Annotated in this window: 17 protein-coding genes; 1 reads left to right on the forward strand and 16 read right to left on the reverse strand. The window is 63.5% G+C overall.

Annotated features, from left to right (window positions below; all coding sequences use genetic code 11):
- Positions 1-3 precede the first annotated feature (3 nt).
- Positions 4-822 (forward strand): 6-phosphogluconolactonase, encoded by an 819-nt coding sequence (gene pgl, locus ACFVTG_RS02035; RefSeq protein WP_284752778.1) that lies wholly within the window; start codon positions 4-6, stop codon positions 820-822.
- Here pgl and ACFVTG_RS02040 read toward each other — a convergent pair.
- From ACFVTG_RS02040 to ACFVTG_RS02115, 16 genes are all read right to left on the reverse strand, one after another.
- Positions 775-1,170 carry an RNA polymerase-binding protein RbpA gene (locus tag ACFVTG_RS02040; protein ID WP_284752777.1) on the reverse strand — a complete coding sequence of 132 codons (396 nt, stop codon included), beginning with the start codon at positions 1,168-1,170 and terminating at the stop codon, positions 775-777. The two genes, pgl and ACFVTG_RS02040, sit on opposite strands and share 48 nt — an antisense overlap.
- 83 nt (positions 1,171-1,253) lie before the next feature.
- Entirely contained in the window at positions 1,254-1,511 is a 258-nt protein-coding gene (gene secG / locus ACFVTG_RS02045) for a preprotein translocase subunit SecG (protein ID WP_059389278.1), read from the reverse strand.
- A 48-nt stretch (positions 1,512-1,559) separates the two neighbouring features.
- Positions 1,560-2,375, reverse strand: coding sequence for a triose-phosphate isomerase (tpiA, locus tag ACFVTG_RS02050; RefSeq protein WP_284752776.1), 816 nt, complete (start codon positions 2,373-2,375; stop codon positions 1,560-1,562).
- Between the two features lie 83 nt (positions 2,376-2,458).
- Positions 2,459-3,685, reverse strand: a complete 1,227-nt coding sequence (locus tag ACFVTG_RS02055) for a phosphoglycerate kinase (RefSeq protein ID WP_284752775.1) — start codon at positions 3,683-3,685, stop codon at positions 2,459-2,461.
- Positions 3,686-3,694: 9 nt separating this feature from the next.
- On the reverse strand, positions 3,695-4,705 hold the full coding sequence (gene gap, locus ACFVTG_RS02060; protein ID WP_284752774.1) for a type I glyceraldehyde-3-phosphate dehydrogenase: 1,011 nt from the start codon (positions 4,703-4,705) through the stop codon (positions 3,695-3,697).
- Between the two features lie 286 nt (positions 4,706-4,991).
- Positions 4,992-5,615, reverse strand: a complete 624-nt coding sequence (locus ACFVTG_RS02065) for a superoxide dismutase (protein WP_059389282.1) — start codon at positions 5,613-5,615, stop codon at positions 4,992-4,994.
- Positions 5,616-5,724: 109 nt separating this feature from the next.
- Positions 5,725-6,705, reverse strand: coding sequence for a DNA-binding protein WhiA (gene whiA / locus ACFVTG_RS02070; RefSeq protein ID WP_133202987.1), 981 nt, complete (start codon positions 6,703-6,705; stop codon positions 5,725-5,727).
- 9 nt (positions 6,706-6,714) lie between these two features.
- Positions 6,715-7,731, reverse strand: coding sequence for a uridine diphosphate-N-acetylglucosamine-binding protein YvcK (gene yvcK / locus ACFVTG_RS02075; protein WP_284752773.1), 1,017 nt, complete (start codon positions 7,729-7,731; stop codon positions 6,715-6,717).
- Positions 7,731-8,654, reverse strand: a complete 924-nt coding sequence (gene rapZ / locus ACFVTG_RS02080; protein WP_284752772.1) for an RNase adapter RapZ — start codon at positions 8,652-8,654, stop codon at positions 7,731-7,733. Before rapZ ends, yvcK begins: the two co-directional genes overlap by 1 nt.
- An 86-nt stretch (positions 8,655-8,740) precedes the next feature.
- Positions 8,741-10,741, reverse strand: coding sequence for an excinuclease ABC subunit UvrC (uvrC, locus tag ACFVTG_RS02085; protein ID WP_390277549.1), 2,001 nt, complete (start codon positions 10,739-10,741; stop codon positions 8,741-8,743).
- A 56-nt stretch (positions 10,742-10,797) separates the two neighbouring features.
- Positions 10,798-11,466, reverse strand: a complete 669-nt coding sequence (locus ACFVTG_RS02090) for a lysophospholipid acyltransferase family protein (protein WP_284752770.1) — start codon at positions 11,464-11,466, stop codon at positions 10,798-10,800.
- Entirely contained in the window at positions 11,453-12,169 is a 717-nt protein-coding gene (locus ACFVTG_RS02095) for an HAD hydrolase-like protein (RefSeq protein WP_284752769.1), read from the reverse strand. Before ACFVTG_RS02095 ends, ACFVTG_RS02090 begins: the two co-directional genes overlap by 14 nt.
- 100 nt (positions 12,170-12,269) lie before the next feature.
- The gene (uvrA, locus tag ACFVTG_RS02100) at positions 12,270-15,197 is read right to left on the reverse strand and encodes an excinuclease ABC subunit UvrA (protein WP_390277553.1); all 2,928 of its coding nucleotides are present in this window, start codon (positions 15,195-15,197) and stop codon (positions 12,270-12,272) included.
- Between the two features lie 65 nt (positions 15,198-15,262).
- A complete protein-coding gene (locus tag ACFVTG_RS02105) occupies positions 15,263-15,640 on the reverse strand; it encodes a GntR family transcriptional regulator (RefSeq protein ID WP_284752767.1) in 378 nt (125 codons plus the stop codon).
- On the reverse strand, positions 15,637-17,541 hold the full coding sequence (locus ACFVTG_RS02110) for an ABC transporter ATP-binding protein (RefSeq protein ID WP_390277556.1): 1,905 nt from the start codon (positions 17,539-17,541) through the stop codon (positions 15,637-15,639). Before ACFVTG_RS02110 ends, ACFVTG_RS02105 begins: the two co-directional genes overlap by 4 nt.
- Positions 17,538-19,352, reverse strand: a complete 1,815-nt coding sequence (locus ACFVTG_RS02115; RefSeq protein ID WP_390277558.1) for an ABC transporter ATP-binding protein — start codon at positions 19,350-19,352, stop codon at positions 17,538-17,540. Before ACFVTG_RS02115 ends, ACFVTG_RS02110 begins: the two co-directional genes overlap by 4 nt.
- Between the last annotated feature and the right edge of the window lie 19 nt (positions 19,353-19,371).

Below are 19,371 nucleotides of genomic sequence, written 5' to 3' on the forward strand. Positions count from 1 at the left end.
CCAGTGAGCGCTGACCCCAGAGTAAGCATCCATCCCGACTCCGCCGTCCTTATGGCCGCGATCGCAGCACGGCTCATCACCAAGCTGGTGGACGTGCAGGACAAGCACGGCGAAGCCACGGTGGTCCTCACCGGCGGAACCGTGGGTATCGGCACCCTGAAAGCCGTTGCCGACTCGCCCGCGGCGCCCGCCGTTGACTGGTCCCGCGTGAACTTCTGGTGGGGTGACGAGCGCTTCGTCGGCAAGGACAGCACGGACCGCAACACCGTGCAGGCGCATGAGGCACTGCTTTCCAGCCTGCCGGTGGATCCGGCCCGCGTGCACGAACCGGGCTCATCGGACGAGTTCGCCACGGCGGATGACGCCGCAGCGGACTACGCTGCCCGGCTCAAGGCTGCTGCCGAAGCCGAGCACGCCGCGGATACTTCGGACAATCGTCCGGAGGAGGCCGGCGAGTTGCCTCGATTCGACATCCTGTTGCTCGGAGTGGGTCCCGACGCGCACATCGCCTCGCTCTTCCCCGAGCAGGCCGGTATCCGCGTGCAGGACCGCACCGTGGTGGGGGTCGAGAACTCCCCCAAGCCACCGCCGTCGAGGATTTCCCTAACGTTGCCAGCCATCAACTCCGCCCAGGAAATCTGGATGGTTGTGGCAGGCGAGGACAAGGCCGGAGCCGTGGGACTGGCCCTCGCGGGGGCCAACCCGGTCCAGGTTCCCGCTTCCGGCCCTAGTGGCCGGTCGAGGACCCTATGGCTCATCGACGAAAACGCAGCCTCACGTGTCCCCCAGCAGCTCGTCCGCAAGGACCCCGCGGGCGCGTAGCCGCTTGAGCGCTCCGGCCAGGACGATCTCCGCGTCCTGGCTGGAGCGTCTTTCTTTAACGTAATCCAGGTGGCTCTTGAAGACCTCGTCGTCTGCCCGTTCCATCGTGGCCTCGCCCTGTTCGCGGACGGCAATCAGACCGCATTTCGGGCAGTCCCAGCGAAGCGGAATTTGATCTTCCGGAAGCTTAACGAAAACAAGCCGCGTTTCATGTCCCTTGGCGCACCAATAGGGAACACGAATACGCGGCAAGCTTTCGCCGACTACCGAGTCCGGTTGGTTTCTCGGGGCCGATCCAGCTGTGACGCCAGCCCGGGTGCCCCGGAATCCAGAAGTACCATGAACCATCGTCGATCCCCTTAAGAGTTCGGCTGCATGGCGGTGAAGGCCATGCAGCCTAGTCTAGTGGGAGGATCCCGACGACGGCAGTGCTAGGAGTCTCCGCCGGCGGTGAAACGCATGATGAGGCCGAGTCCAATGATCACGACGCCCCAAGTGCAGCCCAAGACGATGGTGAAGCGGTTGAGGTTTCGCTCTGCGACACCTGACGAACTCAACCCCGAGCTCATGCCACCGCCAAACATATCGGACAACCCGCCGCCACGCCCCTTGTGGAGGAGGATGAGCAGCGTCAGCAGAAGGCTGGTAATGCCCAGCAGGATCTGCAGAATGACTTGAAGAACGTCCACGACGGCCTTTCAGAAGAACGGAAAACGGGAGCGGAACCTAAAAACGGACTAAGCCGCGCTGAGGTGGCTCTCGAACCTGACAATGTTAGCAAATTCGGCGGGGTCCAGGCTCGCGCCACCCACCAGCAGACCGTCGACGTCGCTTTCGGCCATGATCGCTGCCGCATTGTTGGCCTTGACCGAACCGCCGTAGAGGAGGCGGGTCTTGGCAGCCACTGCATCGTCGAACAAGGATGCAAGCTCTGAACGGATCGCGGCGCACATCTCCTGCGCGTCTTCGGGACCTGCGACTTCGCCGGTCCCGATGGCCCAGACGGGCTCGTACGCGACAACCAGTTCGCCCGCTTGGTCTGCGGAGAGGCCCTCGACGCCGGCGCGCAGCTGGGCCAGCGTGTGCTCCACGTGGGTGCCGGCCTGGCGGATCTCAAGACCCTCGCCGACACAGAGGACCGGGGTGACCTCGTGACGGAAGGCGGCTTTGACCTTCGCGTTCAGCACCTGGTCGTCCTCGTTGTGGATGGTGCGGCGTTCGCTGTGGCCCACCAGGACATAGGCGCAACCAAGCTTGTTGAGGAACTGGCCGGAGATATCGCCGGTGTACGCTCCGGAGTCGAACTGCGAGAGGTCCTGTCCGCCGTAGACTACGTCCAACTCGTCGCCCTGGACGAGGGTCTGCACACCGCGGAGGTCGGTAAACGGCGGGAAGACCGAAACCTCCACCCGGCTGTAGTCGTGCTTGGCGTCGGAGAGGGTCCATGCCAGCTTCTGCAGCAGGGTGATGCCCTGGACATGGTCCATGTTCATCTTCCAGTTGCCGGCAATGAAGGGCTTGCGGATGAAGTTTCCGTTGGCAGAAGTTGTCACGTGTGCTCCAAAGATGCGTTGAGATAGGGAAAGCCGGCGGGGCGCTTGCCTTCAAGGAAGGGCGCCCCGCCGGCCGTGTAGCCTTAGCGGTCCAGAACGCTCAGGCCGGGAAGATCCTTGCCTTCAAGGTATTCCAGGCTGGCGCCGCCGCCGGTGGAAATGTGTCCGAACTGGGAGTCCTCAAAGCCGAGGGTCCGGACGGCCGCGGCGGAGTCGCCGCCGCCAACCACGGTGAATGCCGGTGTCTCGGTCAAAGCCTGGGCGATGGCACGGGTGCCGCCCGAGAAGGCTTCGAATTCGAAGACGCCCATGGGGCCGTTCCAGAACACGGTCTGGGCGGCCTTGATCTGCTCGGCGAAAGCCGCGGCGGATACCGGTCCGATGTCCAGGCCAATCCCGGAGGCGCCGAACGAGCTGTCCTCGATCGCGTCCGCGGCGACCACCTCGTGTTCAGCGTCCGCGGCGAAGCGGCTGGCCACAACCACGTCGGTGGGGATGACGAAGGCGGTACCGGCGTCGGAAGCGCGCTTGAGGTAGTCCTGGACCACGGGGATCTGGTCGGCTTCAAGCAGGCTGCCCGCCACCTTGTGACCGGCCGCCGCGAGGAACGTAAAGAGCATTCCGCCACCGACGAGGATCGTGTCAGCCTTGCCCAGGAGGTTGTCGATCACCGCGAGCTTGTCCGAGACCTTGGAGCCGCCGAGAACCACGACGTACGGGCGCTGGGTGTCCGTGGTGAGCTTGCGCAGAACCTCCACCTCGGTGTGCACGAGGTCCCCTTGGTAGGAAGGGAGCCGGGTGGCGACGTCGTAGACGCTGGCGTGCTTGCGGTGGACAGCGCCGAAGGCGTCATCCACGAAGGCACCGTTGTCGCCGGTCAGCGCCACGAGTTCATCGGCGAAGGCGCCGCGCTCGGCGTCGTCCTTGCTGGTTTCGCGGGCGTCGAAGCGGACGTTCTCCAGGACCAGGACGTCTCCGTCGCCCAGGGACCCGGCCAATTCCTTGGCGGACTCACCAACGGTGTCTTCCGCGAGCTGGACTTTGAATGGCGCGAGCTCCGCAAGGCGCGCTACTGCGGGCTTGAGCGAATACTTGGCCTCGGGAGAGCCCTTGGGGCGTCCCAGGTGGGCCGTGACGAGCACGCGGGCACCGGCGTCCGAGAGCTTTTCGATGACCGGGAGGGAGGCCTTGATGCGGCCGTCGTCGGTCACTGTAGAGCCGTCGAGCGGCACATTCAGGTCACTTCTGACAAGAATGTACCGCCCGCGGACACCTTCAGCGATCAGTTCGTTGAGGGTGTGAGATGTCATGTGTCTACCCTAGCCCAGCTTGGATGCGACGAGCTCCGTGAGGTCAACGAGGCGGTTGGAGTAGCCCCATTCGTTGTCATACCAGGAAACAACCTTGACCTGGTTGCCGATGACCTTGGTGAGGCCGGAGTCGAAGATCGAAGAAGAGGGGTCGCCGACGATGTCCGAAGAGACGATCGGGTCTGCCGTGTAGCTCAGGATGCCCTTGAACTGCTCGGTCTCCGAAGCTGCCTTGAGTGCAGCGTTGACTTCCTCAACGGTCACTTCGCGGGAAACCGTGACGGTCAGGTCCGTGGCGGAACCCGTGGGGACCGGAACGCGGATGGCGTAGCCGTCCAGCTTGCCCTTGAGCTCCGGAAGGACGAGGCCGATGGCCTTGGCGGCACCCGTGGAGGTGGGGACCATGTTGATCGCTGCGGCGCGGGCACGGCGAAGGTCGCTGTGGGGGCCGTCCTGCAGGTTCTGGTCTGCCGTGTAGGCGTGGACCGTGGTCATGAGGCCGCGCTCGATGCCGAAGGCGTCGTTGACGACCTTGGCCAGCGGACCGAGGCAGTTGGTGGTGCAGGAAGCGTTGGAAATGATGTGGTGTGCTGCGGGGTCGTAGAGCTCGTGGTTGACGCCCATGACGATGGTGATGTCTTCGTCCGAAGCCGGAGCGGAGATCAGGACCTTCTTGGCACCTGCATCGATGTGCTTCTGTGCCGCGGCGGCCTTGGTGAAGAAGCCGGTGGACTCGATGACGATGTCGACGCCCAGTTCGGCCCAGGGGAGGTTCGCAGGATCGCGCTCTGCAAGGACCTTGATGATGTTGCCGTCGACGATGAGGTTGCCCTCTTTGACTTCGACGGACTCGGTCAGGCGGCCGCCGACGGAGTCGTACTTCAAAAGGTGGGCAAGTGCCTCGGGACTCGTGAGGTCGTTGACCGCAACAATTTCGAGGTCTGCACCCTGGGCGAGTGCTGCGCGGAAGTAGTTGCGGCCGATGCGGCCAAAGCCGTTGATACCAATACGGGTGGTCACTATTTCAGTCTCCTTGGTGCTCTTGCAAGCACACCTAGTGAGTCGGATCTTGATTCCAACTAACAATTCCCGCACATCATTGGGCAGAAGTGATTATCAGATCGGAGGGCGACCAGCCACGTTGCTGAAGGCTAACCGCCTTCCGTGACCCATCTTACGTTTAACTACGTCTGCCCCCGCAACTGCGGGGGCAGACAATCCGGTATTTGGGCGAAATTCACCTGAATGTGAAGTTTGTTACATCCCTGTGTATTCCGCGTCACTCACCGATTCGGGGCGGAGTTCCCTAGAGAACGATCAGTCCAGTGGCGTTCGCGCGGGCCGCCTCGAAGCGCTTTGCGACGTCGGCCCAGTTGACGATGTTCCAGAAAGCCTTGACATAGTCAGCCTTGACGTTCACGTAATCCAGGTAGAAAGCGTGCTCCCACATGTCCAGCATGAGCAGGGGCGTGGTGCCCACTGCGACGTTGCCCTGCTGGTCGTAGAGCTGCTCGATGAGGAGGTTGCCGCCGATGGGCTCGTAGGCGAGGAAGCCCCAGCCGGATCCCTGCAGGCCGAGCGCGGCTGCGGAGAACTGTGCACGGAATGCATCGAAGGAGCCGAAGGCGTCGTCGATGGCCGCCGCCAGCTCGCCCTCAGGCTTGTCGCCGCCGTCCGGGGAGATGTTGTTCCAGAAGACGGAGTGGTTGATGTGGCCGCCGGTGTGGAACGCGAGGTCCTTGGAGAGGCGGTTGATGTTGGCGAAGTCGCCCTTGTCGCGGGCCTCGGCCAGCTGGGCCAAAGCGTTGTTGGCGCCTGCTACATAGGCAGCGTGGTGCTTGCTGTGGTGCAGCTCCATGATCTTCGCCGAAATGTGCGGCTCAAGTGCTGCGTAGTCGTAGCCGAGCTCGGGCAGTACGTACTCTGTCACGAAATCCTCCAATGTAGTGGACCGGGGTCCGGTTGGTAACTCTCGTTTTGTTCATCCGACCGGCGAACCGGCCGGAAATCTACACCCTGACGATTCTAGGGCGAGGGCTTTATTCGTCCATCATTTCGGGGGTCACATTTGCCTCGGTGCCCGGGATGCCCAGATCCCCGGCCCGCTTGTCCGCCATGGCCAACAGCCTGCGGATCCTCCCGGCGATGGCGTCCTTGGTCATGGGCGGATCGGCAAGCCGGCCCAGTTCATCGAGGCTGGCCTGCTTGTGCGCCACGCGGAGTTCACCGGCGTACTTAAGGTGGTCCGGAACGTCGTCGCCCAGGATTTCCAAGGCCCTGTCCACCCGGGCGCCGGCCGCGACGGCGGCCTGGGCCGAGCGGCGCAGGTTGGCGTCGTCGAAGTTCGCGAGGCGGTTGGCCGTGGCACGGACTTCCTTCCGCATGCGGCGCTCTTCCCACACCATGAGGGCGTCATGGGCACCCATCCGGGTGAGCAGCGCGGCGATGGTGTCGCCGTCACGGATAACCACGCGATCCACGCCACGCACTTCCCGGGCCTTGGCCTGGATGCCGAGGCGCCGGGCAGCCCCAACCAAGGCAAGCGCAGATTCCGGCCCGGGACACGTGACCTCAAGCGAAGAGGACCGGCCGGGTTCGGTGAGGGAACCGTGAGCCAGGAAGGCGCCGCGCCACACGGCCTCCGCGTCGGACGCCGAACCGTTGACGACGGCGGACGGCAGGCCACGTACGGGCCGTCCGCGGCCATCCAGGAGGCCGGTCTGGCGGGCCAGGGCTTCGCCGTCGCGCACTACGCGGACAACATAGCGGCTACCGCGCCGGAGGCCACCACCGGAGACGACGATGATCTCGCTCTGGTGCCCGTAGACTTCGGCGATCGCGGCGCGCAGCCTTCGTGCAGTGGAGGCGAGATCCACCTCTGCCTCGATGACGATACGGCCCGAAATGATGTGCAGTCCGCCGGCGAAGCGCAGCATGGCCGAAACTTCGGCCTTGCGGACGGACGACTTCTTGATGTCCAGCCGGGAAAGTTCTTCCTTGACCGATGCGGTCAGTGCCATCGCATGTTCCTAACTATTCCCGAAGATATCGTGATAAGCCGATGCCAGACGCAGCGGGTCGTGGACTGGACGGCGGCTCGACGCCCCCACTTTACCCAAGACCACCTCCGCACCGATCATCCCGGCAGCCCGTTCGAATTCCTTGAGGTCCGATATCGAGGAGGGATCGGCCAGGACGACGTCCACGCTGAACTCCGGCGCGTAGTGTCGCAAGGCATCCAGATGGTCCGCGGCGGACATCCCGGAGGTTTCCTTGGTGTCCATGGCGAGGTTCATGGTGAGGCAGCGTTTGGCAGGAGTGTCGCACAAGGCCTGGCGCATTTCGGGCAGCAGCAAATGCGGCAACACGGACGTGTACCAGGAGCCGGGACCCAGAATGATCCAGTCCGCGAGCTCGATGGCCGTCAGCGCTTCGATGCAGGCGTGCGCGTCCTCCGGAAAGAGCCTGACGTTTTCGAGGGATCCGGCAACGGCGCACTTGGCCTGGCCCTTGACGGCCTGGAACTCGTACCCGCCCCCGGGCAAGGGCACCCTGACGTCACCCTCGATGTTCAGTGGCTGGGTGGACATCGGAAGAACCTGGCCGCGGGCACCCAGGAGCGCGCCCGCCCATTTCAGTCCCGCGACGGCGTCGCCCAGAAGCTCCCAGAGGGTGACAATGAGCAGGTTCCCCATGGCATGGTCGTCCAAGGAGCCTTGGCGACCACTCGGGGTCTTGAAGCGATGCTGCATGACGTCCCGCCAGGTGCGCCCCCAATCCGTGTCGTCACAAAGGGCGCTCAGCGCCATTCGAAGATCGCCGGGCGGAAGGACGCCGTACTCTTCGCGCAGCCGCCCGGAGGATCCGCCGTCGTCGGCAACCGTGACAATCGCGGTGAGCTCCGAGGTCAGCAGCCGCAACGCCGACAATGATGCTGAAAGCCCGTGTCCGCCGCCGAGTGCCACTACTGTGGGGCCTTTGGCAGGTTGGCTGCCTGGGGTGCCCTTCGGTGGAACCAGCGGCAGGGGTCCGGTAAGGACCCCCATTACTCGCGACCCAGATCGCGGTGGCTTGTGGTGACAGTGACGCGAGGATATTGCGCGAGCCGTTTGGAGAGTTCGACGGCGACCGCGACTGAACGGTGCTTGCCGCCTGTGCAACCGACAGCAATGGTGGCGTAGTGCTTGTTTTCCGTCCGATAGCCATCGAGGACAGGCTCCAGGGCAAGGACGTAGCGGTCAACGAAGTCCTTCACGCCCGCGGCGCCCAGCACATAGTCGCTGACGTCGGCGTCGAGCCCCGTGTGCGGTCGCAATTGCGGAACCCAGTGCGGGTTGGGGATGAAGCGCGCATCCGCCACGAAGTTGGCGTCCACGGGCAGGCCGTATTTGAAGCCGAAGCTCATGACGTTCAAGCGCAGTGCCACAGGGCCTGTGTCGGTGAAAAGTTCGGTGATGGCTGTCGCCAGTCCGTGGACGTTGTATGTGCTCGTGTCCAGGACGACGTCGGCCGATTCGCGGAGTTCCTTCAGGACGTCGCGTTCCGCCGCGATGCCGTCCAGGATCCGTCCACCGCCTTGGAGCGGGTGCGGGCGGCGGCCCTGCTCAAAGCGCCGTACCAGGACGTTGTCGCTGGCATCGAGGAAGAGGACGCGGAAGGTGATTCCGCTGGCGCTGAGGGCGCCGAGCGCCGTCCTGATATCGGTGAAGAGGCCTTTGCTGCGCACGTCCACGACGACGGCAAGCTTCGGGATGGACTGGGGTGCGTGCGAGACGATTTCCGCCAGCGTCCCCAGCATCTGCGGCGGGAGGTTTTCGACGACGTACCAGCCGTGGTCCTCCAGGGCGTCCGACGCTGTGCTGCGGCCTGCTCCGGACATGCCGGTCACCACCAGCAGTTCCGCTTCGACAGGCTTGACGGGTACGAGACCGTCCTGCTCCGCGCCGGATCCTGCTGTTGGCTCTGACATCAAGTTTCCCCGTTCTGAGATGGTCCAAAGTTTCTGGGATGGTCCAAAGGCGGACCTCTTCAGGAGGGGTCCGCCTATTACCCTAGCTAAGTTTCAAGGATTTCGCCGGTGGTCATGTTCACGGCCGGAGCGGCCTCGCCCGAGGCGCCCGCCGCCGCCAGATGGCTGACGACGGCTTCCGCCAATGCCGGGCCGATCCCCTTCGCGGCTGTGAGTTCGAGTGCCGTCGCTGCCTTGATTTTCTTGAGGGAGCCGAAATGCGCCACGAGCGCCTTCCGTTTTGCTTCGCCGAGGCCGGGAACGCCGTCGAGCGCGGACACCGTCATGGCCTTTCCACGCTTCTGCCGGTGGAAGGTGATGGCGAAACGGTGGGCCTCGTCGCGGATGCGCTGGAGCAAGTAGAGTCCTTGCGAAGTGCGGGGCAGAATCACCGGGAAGTCGCTGTCCGGCAGCCAGACTTCTTCGAGCCGCTTGGCGAGGCCCACGACGTAGACGTCGTCGATCCCCAGTTCCGCGAGTGCCCGCGCGGCCGCATTCACCTGGGGCTGCCCGCCGTCGACGACCACGAGGTTGGGCGGATAGGCGAATCTCGCCTTGGCTCCCGTGACGGCAGCATCGTCCGACGACGACGGCGGCTCCCCGACACCGGGGTTCGGAACTTCTCCGCTCTTGGGAAGCTGGGCGGATTTATCCTGCAAGTAGTGCCTGAAGCGCCTCGTAAGGACGTCGTGCATCGCAGCGGTATCGTCTGTTGCCGCCGCGCCGGTGATGGAGAACTTCCGGTAGTCGGCCTTCTTGGGGAGGCCGTCCTCCACCACCACCATGGATGCAACCACGTTGGTGCCCTGCACATGGGAAATGTCGTAGCACTCGATCCGGAGCAGCGGCACGGGAAGCTCGAGGGCTTCCTGCAGTTCCTGCAGCGCCTGCGAGCGGACGGTGATATCGCCGGCGCGCCGGACTTTGTGGAGCTTCAGGGCCTGCTCGGCATTTTCTCGGACGGTGGACATGAGGGCGGCCTTGTCACCGCGCTGCGGCACCCGGATATCCACCTTGGCGCCCCTGAGGCCACCGAGCCATTCCAGCAGTTCGTGATGGTTGCTCGGAATCTCCGGCACGAGGACTTCGCGCGGAATACGGCCCTGGTTGTCGCTGTCCTCTCCGTAGACCTGTTGCAGCAGGTGCTCGATGAGCTCCGGAGTGGTGGCGTCTTCGACCTTTTCCACGACCCAGCCCCGCTGGCCGCGCACCCGGCCACCCCTGACGTGGAATACCTGCACGGACGCCTCGAGGTCGTCGTCGTGCAGGGCGAAGACGTCCGCGTCGGTGTCTTCGGAAAGCACCACGGCGTTGCGCTCGAACACTTTGCGGAGGGCGATGATGTCATCCCGGAGCCGCGCGGCCCGCTCGTAGTCCAACTCGGCGACGGCGGCGCCCATGTCCTTTTCGAGGCGGGTAATGAAGCGTTTCGCTTCGCCGCCCATGAACGAGCAGAAGTCTTCGGCGATGGCCCGGTGCTCTTCGGCGGTGACACGCCCGACACACGGGGCCGAGCATTTGTCGATGTAGCCGAGCAAGCATGGCCGGCCACTGGCTTGGGCGCGCTTCAGCACGCCGGGACTGCAGCTACGGACCGGAAAGACCCGCAACAAGGTGTCCATGGTTTCGCGGATGGCGCCGGCCGTATACGGTCCGAAGTAGCGGGTTCCCTTGCGGCGCTCCCCGCGCATGACCTGGACCCGGGGGAGCTTCTCCCCCATGCTCACGGCAAGGTACGGATAAGTCTTGTCATCACGGAAGACGACGTTGAAGCGGGGCTTGAATTCCTTGATCCAGGTGTATTCGAGCTGAAGCGACTCAAGCTCGCTGCCCACCATCGTCCACTCGACGCTACTGGCCGCGTGCACCATCGCATGCGTCTTCGGCAGCAAGCCCGCAGGGTTGGCGAAGTATGAGTTCAACCGGGAGCGGAGGTTCTTCGCCTTGCCCACATAGATGACACGGCCGTGCGGATCCCGGAACCGATAGACACCGGGGGTGGTGGGGATTTCTCCCGCCTGGGGTCGATAACTCGCTGGATCTGCCACAGATCCAGTCTAGTAAGGGAAAGACGTCACCCTGTACGCACCGGCTTCGCGGAGAGTTACCCCGCGGATTTGCTCTGGTTGTAGCTGGTGGAACGTTCCTGGCCGCTCAATACCGCAATGGCATCCATGATCTTGTCCGTCACTTCGCGCCGGGCAGGCAGGGAATGGTCCGGGCCTGTCTTCTCGAAGTACAGCGGCTCGCCCACCTTCATGGTGAAATGCTGCGGGCGGACAGTGTTGCGGTCCACCGGCTGCAACTTGTCCGTGCCGATAAGGCCAACCGGCACGACGGGTGCCCCCGTGGTCAGGGCAAGCCAGCCGACCCCGGTGCGCCCGCGGTACAGCAAGCCGTCGCGGGAGCGCGTCCCCTCCGGATAGATGCCGATGCCCCGGCCGTTCTCCAGGATGTCCAGGAGGGTCTTGAGGGCCTGCACACTGGCCGCCTGCTCTCCGCGTTCCACCGGAATGGATCCGACAGCCTCGAAGAACGCCTTCATCGCGCGGCCTTTGAAGCCTTTGGTGGTGAAGTACTCGGCCTTGGCGAAGAAGCCCACCGGGCGCGGCATCAAGGCCTGGACAATCACGCTGTCCAGAAAGGACAAATGGTTCGGGGCCACAATGAAGGGCCCTTCCTTGGGCACGTTTTCCAGCCCGATGACCGTGGGCCGGCAGGTGCTGGAAATCAGTCCGCGCGTGGTCCAGCGGATGACATCAAAGGCTTCCATCGTTCTGCACCTCGCTCAGGGCCGCCGCGCGGACAGCGTCAAGTTCTTCGATCTTCTTCAGCAGCTGCTCCGCGGTGTCCACGACGGCGACGGCGCCTGCCTCCTGAAGTTCGCCGTCGGGCGCAAATCCCCAGCTGACCCCAATGCAGTCAAGGCCATTGGCCATCGCACCGGCAACATCCTGATGGCGGTCCCCGACCATCACCGCGGGCTGGGAACGCAACGTGGCCAGCGCCGCACCGACAATTGCCACTTTGCCCGGAGCTGTGTTGGCCGCCATTGATTCGTCGTCCGAGGCACCGCAAATGGAAGCAAAGAAATCGGCAATGCCGTGGTGCTCCAACACGACGTGCGCCAAGCCTTGGGGTTTCTGGGTGGCCACGGCAACCGGCCGCCGCGACTCCGCGAAGAACTCCAGGAGCTCACGGATACCGGGATAGAGCCGGCTTTGGCCGATTCCCACAGAACGGTAGTAACCACGGTAAAGGCCAATGACTTCGTCGACTTTTGCCGCGGGAACCCCGGCAATGTGCTCCAGGGAGTCGCTGAGCTTGGGCCCGACCATGGAGTCCAGCACTGCTTGTTCCGGGACACGGAGGCCCATTTCGCGCAGGGCCGCGGCGATGCCACCGGTTATGCCACCTGCAGGATCGACAAGGGTGCCGTCCAGATCAAAGATTACGGGCACCATTGTTTGAGTCACCGGGTTAGTTTCTCACGAGTTGAGGCATGCCTGAAACTCACATGCCGGCCAGGGAATACTTCGGCTTCAAGCGAAATATTCCCCGGCCCTTCCCGCAGGACTAGCCGAGAATCTCCGCCAGGAAGGCAGCGGTATGGCTTTCCGTGGACTTTGCAACCTGTTCGGGCGTGCCCGTTGCCACGATGCGCCCGCCGCCCGAACCGCCATTGGGGCCAAGGTCCACGATCCAGTCGGCGGATTTGATGACGTCGAGGTTGTGTTCAATGGTGATGACCGTGTTGCCCTTGTCCACGAGACCCTGGAGCACCATGAGCAATTTGCGGATGTCCTCGAAATGGAGGCCCGTGGTGGGCTCGTCCAAGACGTATACGCTCCGGCCATTCGAACGCTTCTGCAGTTCCGAGGCCAGCTTCACGCGCTGCGCCTCGCCACCTGAAAGCGTGGTGGCGGGCTGTCCGAGCCGGACATAGCCGAGACCGACGTCGACGAGGGTGTTCAAATGCCGGGCGATGGGGGTGAAGGCGGCAAAGAACTCGGCACCCTCCTCGATGGGCATGTTGAGGACGTCCGCGATGGTCTTGCCCTTGTAATGGACTTCCAGGGTCTCCCGGTTGTACCTGGCACCGTGGCAAACCTCGCAGGGAACATAGACGTCCGGCAGGAAGTTCATCTCGATCTTCAGGGTGCCGTCACCGGAGCACGCCTCGCAGCGGCCGCCCTTGACGTTGAAGGAGAAGCGTCCGGGCTGGTATCCGCGGACCTTGGCTTCGGTGGTTTCCGCGAAAAGCTTCCGGATGTTGTCGAACACGCCGGTGTACGTGGCGGGGTTGGAACGCGGGGTCCGCCCGATGGGGCTCTGGTCCACGTGGACCACCTTGTCGAGGTGCTCGAGGCCTGCCACGGAACGATGCCGGCCGGCAACCTGCTTTGCTCCGTTCAGCTTGTTGGCAAGAACCTTGTAAAGGATCTCGTTCACCAGGGTGGACTTCCCGGAGCCGCTGACGCCCGTGACTGCCGTGAAGAGGCCCAGCGGGAAGGTGGCGTCAACGTTGTTCAGGTTGTTTTCGCGTGCGCCGATGACCTTGAGCTCGCGCTTCTTGTCATACTTGCGCCGCTTCGCCGGGATGTCGATCTTGCGTCGCCCGGACAAGTAGTCACCGGTCAGCGAATTCCGGTTTTCCAGAAGCTCCTTATAGGAACCGGAGTGAACCACCTGGCCGCCGTGCTCACCGGCGCCGGGTCCGATATCCACTACCCAGTCGGCCTCGTGGATGGTGTCTTCGTCGTGTTCGACCACGATCAGCGTATTGCCCAGGTCCCGAAGCCTGGTCAGCGTTTCGATGAGGCGGCGGTTGTCTTTTTGGTGCAGGCCGATGGACGGCTCATCCAGGACGTACAGCACGCCCACCAAGCCGGAGCCGATCTGGGTGGCAAGCCGGATGCGCTGGGCTTCGCCACCGGACAGAGTCCCGGACGGCCGTTCGAGATTCAGGTATTCGAGCCCGACGTCCAGGAGGAATGTCAGGCGCGCCTGGATCTCCTTGAGGACCTGGTGGGCAATCTGGGCCTCGCGGTCAGTGAGCGTGAGGCTGCCGAGGAAGTCGGCGCAGTCCCGCATCGGGAGGGCCGCTACTTCAGCGATGGACTTGCCGTTGATCAGCACGGAAAGCGATGCCGGGTTGAGCCGGGCGCCATTGCATTCAGGGCAAGGAATCTGGCGCATGTACTCTTCGTAGCGGTCGCGCGCCCAATCGGAGTCCGTTTCACCGTGCTTGCGGTGAACATACTGGATGGCGCCCTCGAAGCCCGTACTGTACTTGCGCTCCCGGCCGAACCTGTTGCGGTACTGCACGACAACCTTGTGGTCCTTGCCATGCAGCACGGTTTGCCGCACTTCCTGCGGCAGTTTCTCCCACGCCGTGTCCATGGAGAAGTCGAGCTCCAAGGCAAGGCCTTCCAGGAGCCGGTTCCAGTATTCCGTGGTGGCAGTGCCCAGCGACCAGGGCGCGATGGCCCCCTGGTTCAAGGAAAGTTCCGGGTTGGGGACCACCAATTCTTCGTCGACCTCGAGCTTGGTGCCGATACCGCTGCACGCGGCACATGCACCGAAGGGGTTGTTGAAGGAGAAGGAGCGTGGCTCGATTTCGTCGATGGCCAGCGGGTGCTCATTGGGGCAGGCAAGGTGTTCGGAGAAGGCCCGGATCCGGGCGGGGTCTTCGGCGTCGAGGTCCACGAACTCGGCCAGTACGCGTCCTTCCGCGAGTCCGAGCGCGGTTTCGATCGAGTCGGTCAGCCTCTGGCTGATCCCTTCCTTGACCACCAACCGGTCCACAACCACTTCAATGGAGTGCTTGAATTGCTTGCCGAGCTTGGGCGGATCGCTCAGCTGGACGAGGTCACCGTCCACCCGGGCACGCGAGTATCCCTTGGCAGTGAGTTCTTTGAAGAGCTCGACGAATTCACCCTTGCGTCCACGGACCACGGGAGCGAGGATCTGGAAGCGGGTGCCGGATTCGAGTTCCAGCAACTGGTCGACAATCTGCTGCGGCGTCTGGCGCGTGATCGGCTCGTGGCACACCGGACAATGCGGCCGGCCGACACGTGCCCAGAGAAGGCGCATGTAGTCGTAGATCTCGGTGATGGTGCCCACGGTGGAGCGCGGGTTCTTGCTGGTGGACTTCTGGTCGATGGAGACTGCCGGGGAAAGACCCTCGATGAAATCCACGTCCGGTTTGTCCACTTGGCCCAGGAATTGGCGGGCATAGGCCGACAATGACTCCACGTACCGGCGCTGGCCTTCGGCGAAGATGGTGTCGAAAGCCAAGGATGACTTACCTGAACCCGACAAACCGGTGAAAACGATCATGGCGTCACGGGGAAGGTCGAGATCGACGTTCCGGAGGTTGTGTTCGCGCGCTCCCTTGACCACGAGCCGGGACAGGTCATGTCTTACGGGCGTGGAAGGTTGCTGCGCGGAAACGCTTGTGAAGGATTCGACGGGGGGGACTTCAGCTACGGCTTTAGGCACCCACTAATGCTAATCGAAAACTTCTTCGAATTTCCATGTGGCTTCCCACACCCTACCGATGGGTATCAATCGGCGTCATAAGCGGCTGCCAGAAGCTGGACAGCCTCCGCGAAACTGGCGCCCTGCGCTTTGGCCGCCGCCGAGTAACTCGCGGCGACCGCTGCCAATGCGCTCCAGCGGTCATCCCGGGCACACACGACTGTTCCGTTGCGGCCACGGGTTGCAACCACTCCCGCAGCTTCAAGTTCCTTGTAGGCCCGGGCCACTGTGTGGGGGGCGACATCCAACTGTTCAGCCAGGCTGCGCACCGCGGGAAGTTTGGTACCGACAGCCAGGGTGCCGCCGTCGGCCAACTCGATAATCCGGAGCCGAAGCTGTTCATACAGTGCGACGGTGCTGGACTGATTGGGACGCCACGAACCGGGAAACCCGAGCGGGCTCATGAGGCTTCCCTCTCCCCTTGGCTGGCGCGATGCTTGGCGGACCTCACGGGCATCGCGGCGAGTTCGCCGCCACCGGCGGCATACTGTGCTTCGTGCAAGCGGGCGTAGTGCCCGCCGCGCTCCAACAGCGAATGATGGGTGCCGTGTTCAACGATCCGTCCGTGGTCCATGACGAGAATTAGATCAGCGTCGCGGATAGTGGACAAGCGGTGCGCAATGACGAATGAGGTCTTGTTGCTCCGCAGACGGTGCATCGCTTGGCGGATGAGGACTTCCGTGCGGGTGTCCACCGAACTTGTCGCCTCGTCCAGGATCAGAATGGGGCGGCCCGAGAGCCTTGCGCGCGCGATGCTCAGCAATTGCCTCTGGCCCTGGCTGAGGGGTTCGCCTCCGTTGCTGAGCATGGTTGAGTAGCCGTTGGGCAGCGAGCGGACAAAGTGGTCAACATGGCTTGCCTCGGCCGCGGCCACGATCTCTGCTTCGCTGGCGCCCGGAAGTCCATACTCAATGTTCTCCCGGATGGTGCCAGTGAAAATCCACGGATCCTGGAGAACGACGCCGAAATTCCGGCGGAGCGCGTCACGTCCCAGGCCGGCGATGTCCACGCCGTCGATGGTGATCCTTCCGGATCCGAGTTCGTGGAAACGCATGAGCAGGCTGACTAGCGTGGTCTTCCCCGCTCCGGTGTGCCCGACAATAGCAACGGTCTGTCCCGGTTCCACGTGGAAGGACAGGTCCTCGATCAGGGGCGCATCCTGCCGGTAGCTGAAGGAGATGCGTTCGAAGGCTACCCTCCCCGTAGGGGAATCGGACTGGAGATCAAGCCCTGCCTCAAGCCCCGAACCGGCGTCGGCGCGGGAACCAGCGTCCCGTTCCGCCGGTTCCCCCGTCAATTCGGCGGCGTCCAACAGCTCGAAGACCCGGCTGGCGGAAACTGCGCACGATTGCAGGACCTGGGCCATTCCGCCGATCTGGCCCAGCGGCTGGCTGAAGAGCCTGTTGAATTGGATGAACGCTTGAATGCCGCCAATGCTCATCGCCCCCGCGAGGAACTGCAGGGCACCAACAATCGCAACTCCCACATAGCTGGCGTTCGAGACGAAGGCCATGAGGGGTACCAGCAACCCCGAAGCGAACTGTGCCTTGGAACTGGCGGCGTACAGGCCGTCGTTGTGGGTAGCGAAGCGGACCGCCATCGCAGATTGGGCGTTGAAAAGCTTGATGGTCTCGTGACCTGTGGCTGTCTCCTCCACGAGGGAGTTCACGTCTCCCGTGGCTTCCCACTGCCGGACGAAGTGTTTCTGCGAGCGTCGGGTCACGATAACCGATGCCAAGGCCGATACCGGAACAGCCAGGAGGGACACCACGGCGAGGAGCGGCGAAAGCAGGAGCATCATCCCGAGGGAACCGATGACCATCAACATCGAGGTCAAGAGCTGGGAAAGGAGTTGGTTGAGCGTTTGCGACACGTTGTCGAGGTCGTTCGTGGCACGGCTCAGGACGTCGCCCCGGGAGCGGCCGTCGTAGTAGGCGACGGGAAGCCGGTGCAGTTTCGCTTCCACGGCTTCCCGCAGCTCGTACGCGAGCCGCTGGACGGCAAGGGCGTTGAGGCGGCCCTGCGCCCAGCTGAGCAATGAAGTGACGCAATACATGGCCGCGGCCACGAGCAGCAGGAAGACGAAGCGCCCAGTGTCGAACTGCGCGCCGAACACGGCAGCCGCGATGACGTCGGTGGCGTCTCCGAGTATTTTGGGGGCGGCGACATTGAGCGTGACAAAGCCGCAGATGCACAGGATCGCCGCCGTCATGACTCCGCGGGCGGGCTTCATCAAGCCAACCAGGCGGAGGAGCGAGCGCGATGGTTTCCCTGTGGCGGCGAGTTGCTCGCCTTCGCTGCTCATGCGGCTTCTTCCGTTTCCAGCTGGGACGCCACGATTTCCCGGTAGGTCTCCGAGGACTCAAGAAGTTCGTCGTGGGTTCCCTTTGCCACCAGGCGGCCCTCGTCGATGAGCAGTATCTGGTCCGCCGACACTACGGTGTTGACGCGCTGGGCGACGATGATGACGGTTGCCCCGCGGAGTTCCGGTTCAAGCGCTGCACGGAGCTTTGCTTCCGTCACTGTGTCCAGCGCCGAGAAGCTGTCGTCAAAGAGGTAGACAGATGCGGGGCGCAGGATTGCGCGGGCTATGCATAGGCGCTGTCGCTGACCGCCGGAGAGGCCGGCACCGCCTTGGGACAACGTGGTTTCCAGTCCTTGCGGCAACTCGTTGACGAAATCCGCTGCCTGGGCCGCCTCAAGGGCATGCCACAATTGCGAATCTGTCGCGGACGGTAGTGAAATCCGCAGGTTCTCGGCGATGGTTCCGCGGAACAGCCAGGTCTCCTGGGGCACGACGCCGAGCTGGTCGCGCAAGGCACCGAGGGGAACGCCAGCGATGTCCCGTCCATCGAGCGAGATGCTGCCGCTGCTCGCCTCAAGCAGTCTTGGCACAAGGCTGACGATGGTCGACTTGCCGCTTCCCGTGGAGCCGATGACCGCCGTCGTGGTTCCCGGGGCCGCATGGAAGGTGATGTTTTCCAACACGGGCGTTTCGGCCCCCGGGTAGGCGAAAACGACATTGTCGAAGCGCAGGCCCTCCGCCTGCGAGGTGCCTTCAGCCATCCCATCGGCTGTGTTTCCCGGCAGGACCGTTTCAGATTCCGTCTTGAGCACCTCGGTGACGCGTTCGGCGCTGACAGCCGCGCGGGGCGCAGTGCTCAACACGTACATTGCCATCATGATCGCCAGGAGGATCTGCATGATGTACGCGATGAATGCAGTCAGCGCACCCAGCTGCATGTCTCCGGCAATAATGCGATGGCCGCCGAGCCAGACCACGCCGGCGGAAGAGAGATTGACCACGGTCATGACGAGCGGAAGCATGGCAGCGACTATCCGGGCAGAACGGAGGTTGTTCTTTGTCAGGGCGTCGTTGGCGGCCTCGAACCGTTTCATCTCGAACGGCTGGCGGACGAAAGCGCGGATGACCGCGGTCCCCAGGATCTGTTCTCGGAGCACGCCGTTGATCCGGTCCACCAAGCCTTGTCCCTCGCGATACAGCGGGACGAGCTTGCGGACAATCAACAGCATGATGACCAGCAACACGGGAACGATGGCGAAAACGATCCAGGACAGGGCAACGTCCTGTTCGACTGCCAGGATCACGCCGCCGATGCCCATGACGGGTGCTGCCACGAGCATGCTGAAAACAAGCACAGTGATGTTCTGCAGTTGCAGGACGTCATTGGTGGTCCTGACCACGAGGCTGGCCGGTCCGAAGGCCGCGACGTCCTGGTCGGGCAGGGAGTGAATCTTGTCGAAGAGGTCCTGCCGCAGCCCGCGGCCGATCTTCATGGCGACAATCGCTCCAAGGTAACCGGCCAGCACGGCGGCAAGCACCTGGACGACCGTGAGAACCAGCATCCAAGCGCCCAAGCGCAGGATCACCTCGCTGTTTCCGGCGACGAGGCCATCGTCAACGATCTTGGCGTTGAGGGTGGGCAGGAGGAGTGTGGCGCCGGTCTGGACCAGCTGCAGGAGAACAATGGCCAGCACGTGGGACTTGTAGGGGGCCAAGCGCTGCAACAGCAAGGATGCCAGCACACTGCCTCCAATCGTTGGCCTCCGGAGCAGCGGATTCCACACGATGCCGCCCCGCGATCGCGTTGCCATTGTAGTTCAGATCACAGTG

The organism is Arthrobacter sp. NPDC058127, from assembly GCF_042884555.1.
Taxonomy (GTDB): Bacteria; Actinomycetota; Actinomycetes; order Actinomycetales; family Micrococcaceae; genus Arthrobacter.

What these genes read in the sequence shown, in the direction of transcription:
- ACFVTG_RS02040 (WP_284752777.1), bottom strand. Translation starts at nt 1,170, where the DNA reads ATGGTTCATGGTACTTCTGGATTCCGGGGCACCCGGGCTGGCGTCACA.
- ACFVTG_RS02055 (WP_284752775.1), bottom strand. Translation starts at nt 3,685, where the DNA reads ATGACATCTCACACCCTCAACGAACTGATCGCTGAAGGTGTCCGCGGG.
- whiA (WP_133202987.1), bottom strand. Translation starts at nt 6,705, where the DNA reads ATGGCACTGACCGCATCGGTCAAGGAAGAACTTTCCCGGCTGGACATC.
- yvcK (WP_284752773.1), bottom strand. Translation starts at nt 7,731, where the DNA reads ATGGGGGTCCTTACCGGACCCCTGCCGCTGGTTCCACCGAAGGGCACC.
- rapZ (WP_284752772.1), bottom strand. Translation starts at nt 8,654, where the DNA reads ATGTCAGAGCCAACAGCAGGATCCGGCGCGGAGCAGGACGGTCTCGTA.
- ACFVTG_RS02090 (WP_284752770.1), bottom strand. Translation starts at nt 11,466, where the DNA reads ATGGAAGCCTTTGATGTCATCCGCTGGACCACGCGCGGACTGATTTCC.
- ACFVTG_RS02105 (WP_284752767.1), bottom strand. Translation starts at nt 15,640, where the DNA reads ATGAGCCCGCTCGGGTTTCCCGGTTCGTGGCGTCCCAATCAGTCCAGC.
- ACFVTG_RS02110 (WP_390277556.1), bottom strand. Translation starts at nt 17,541, where the DNA reads ATGAGCAGCGAAGGCGAGCAACTCGCCGCCACAGGGAAACCATCGCGC.
- ACFVTG_RS02115 (WP_390277558.1), bottom strand. Translation starts at nt 19,352, where the DNA reads ATGGCAACGCGATCGCGGGGCGGCATCGTGTGGAATCCGCTGCTCCGG.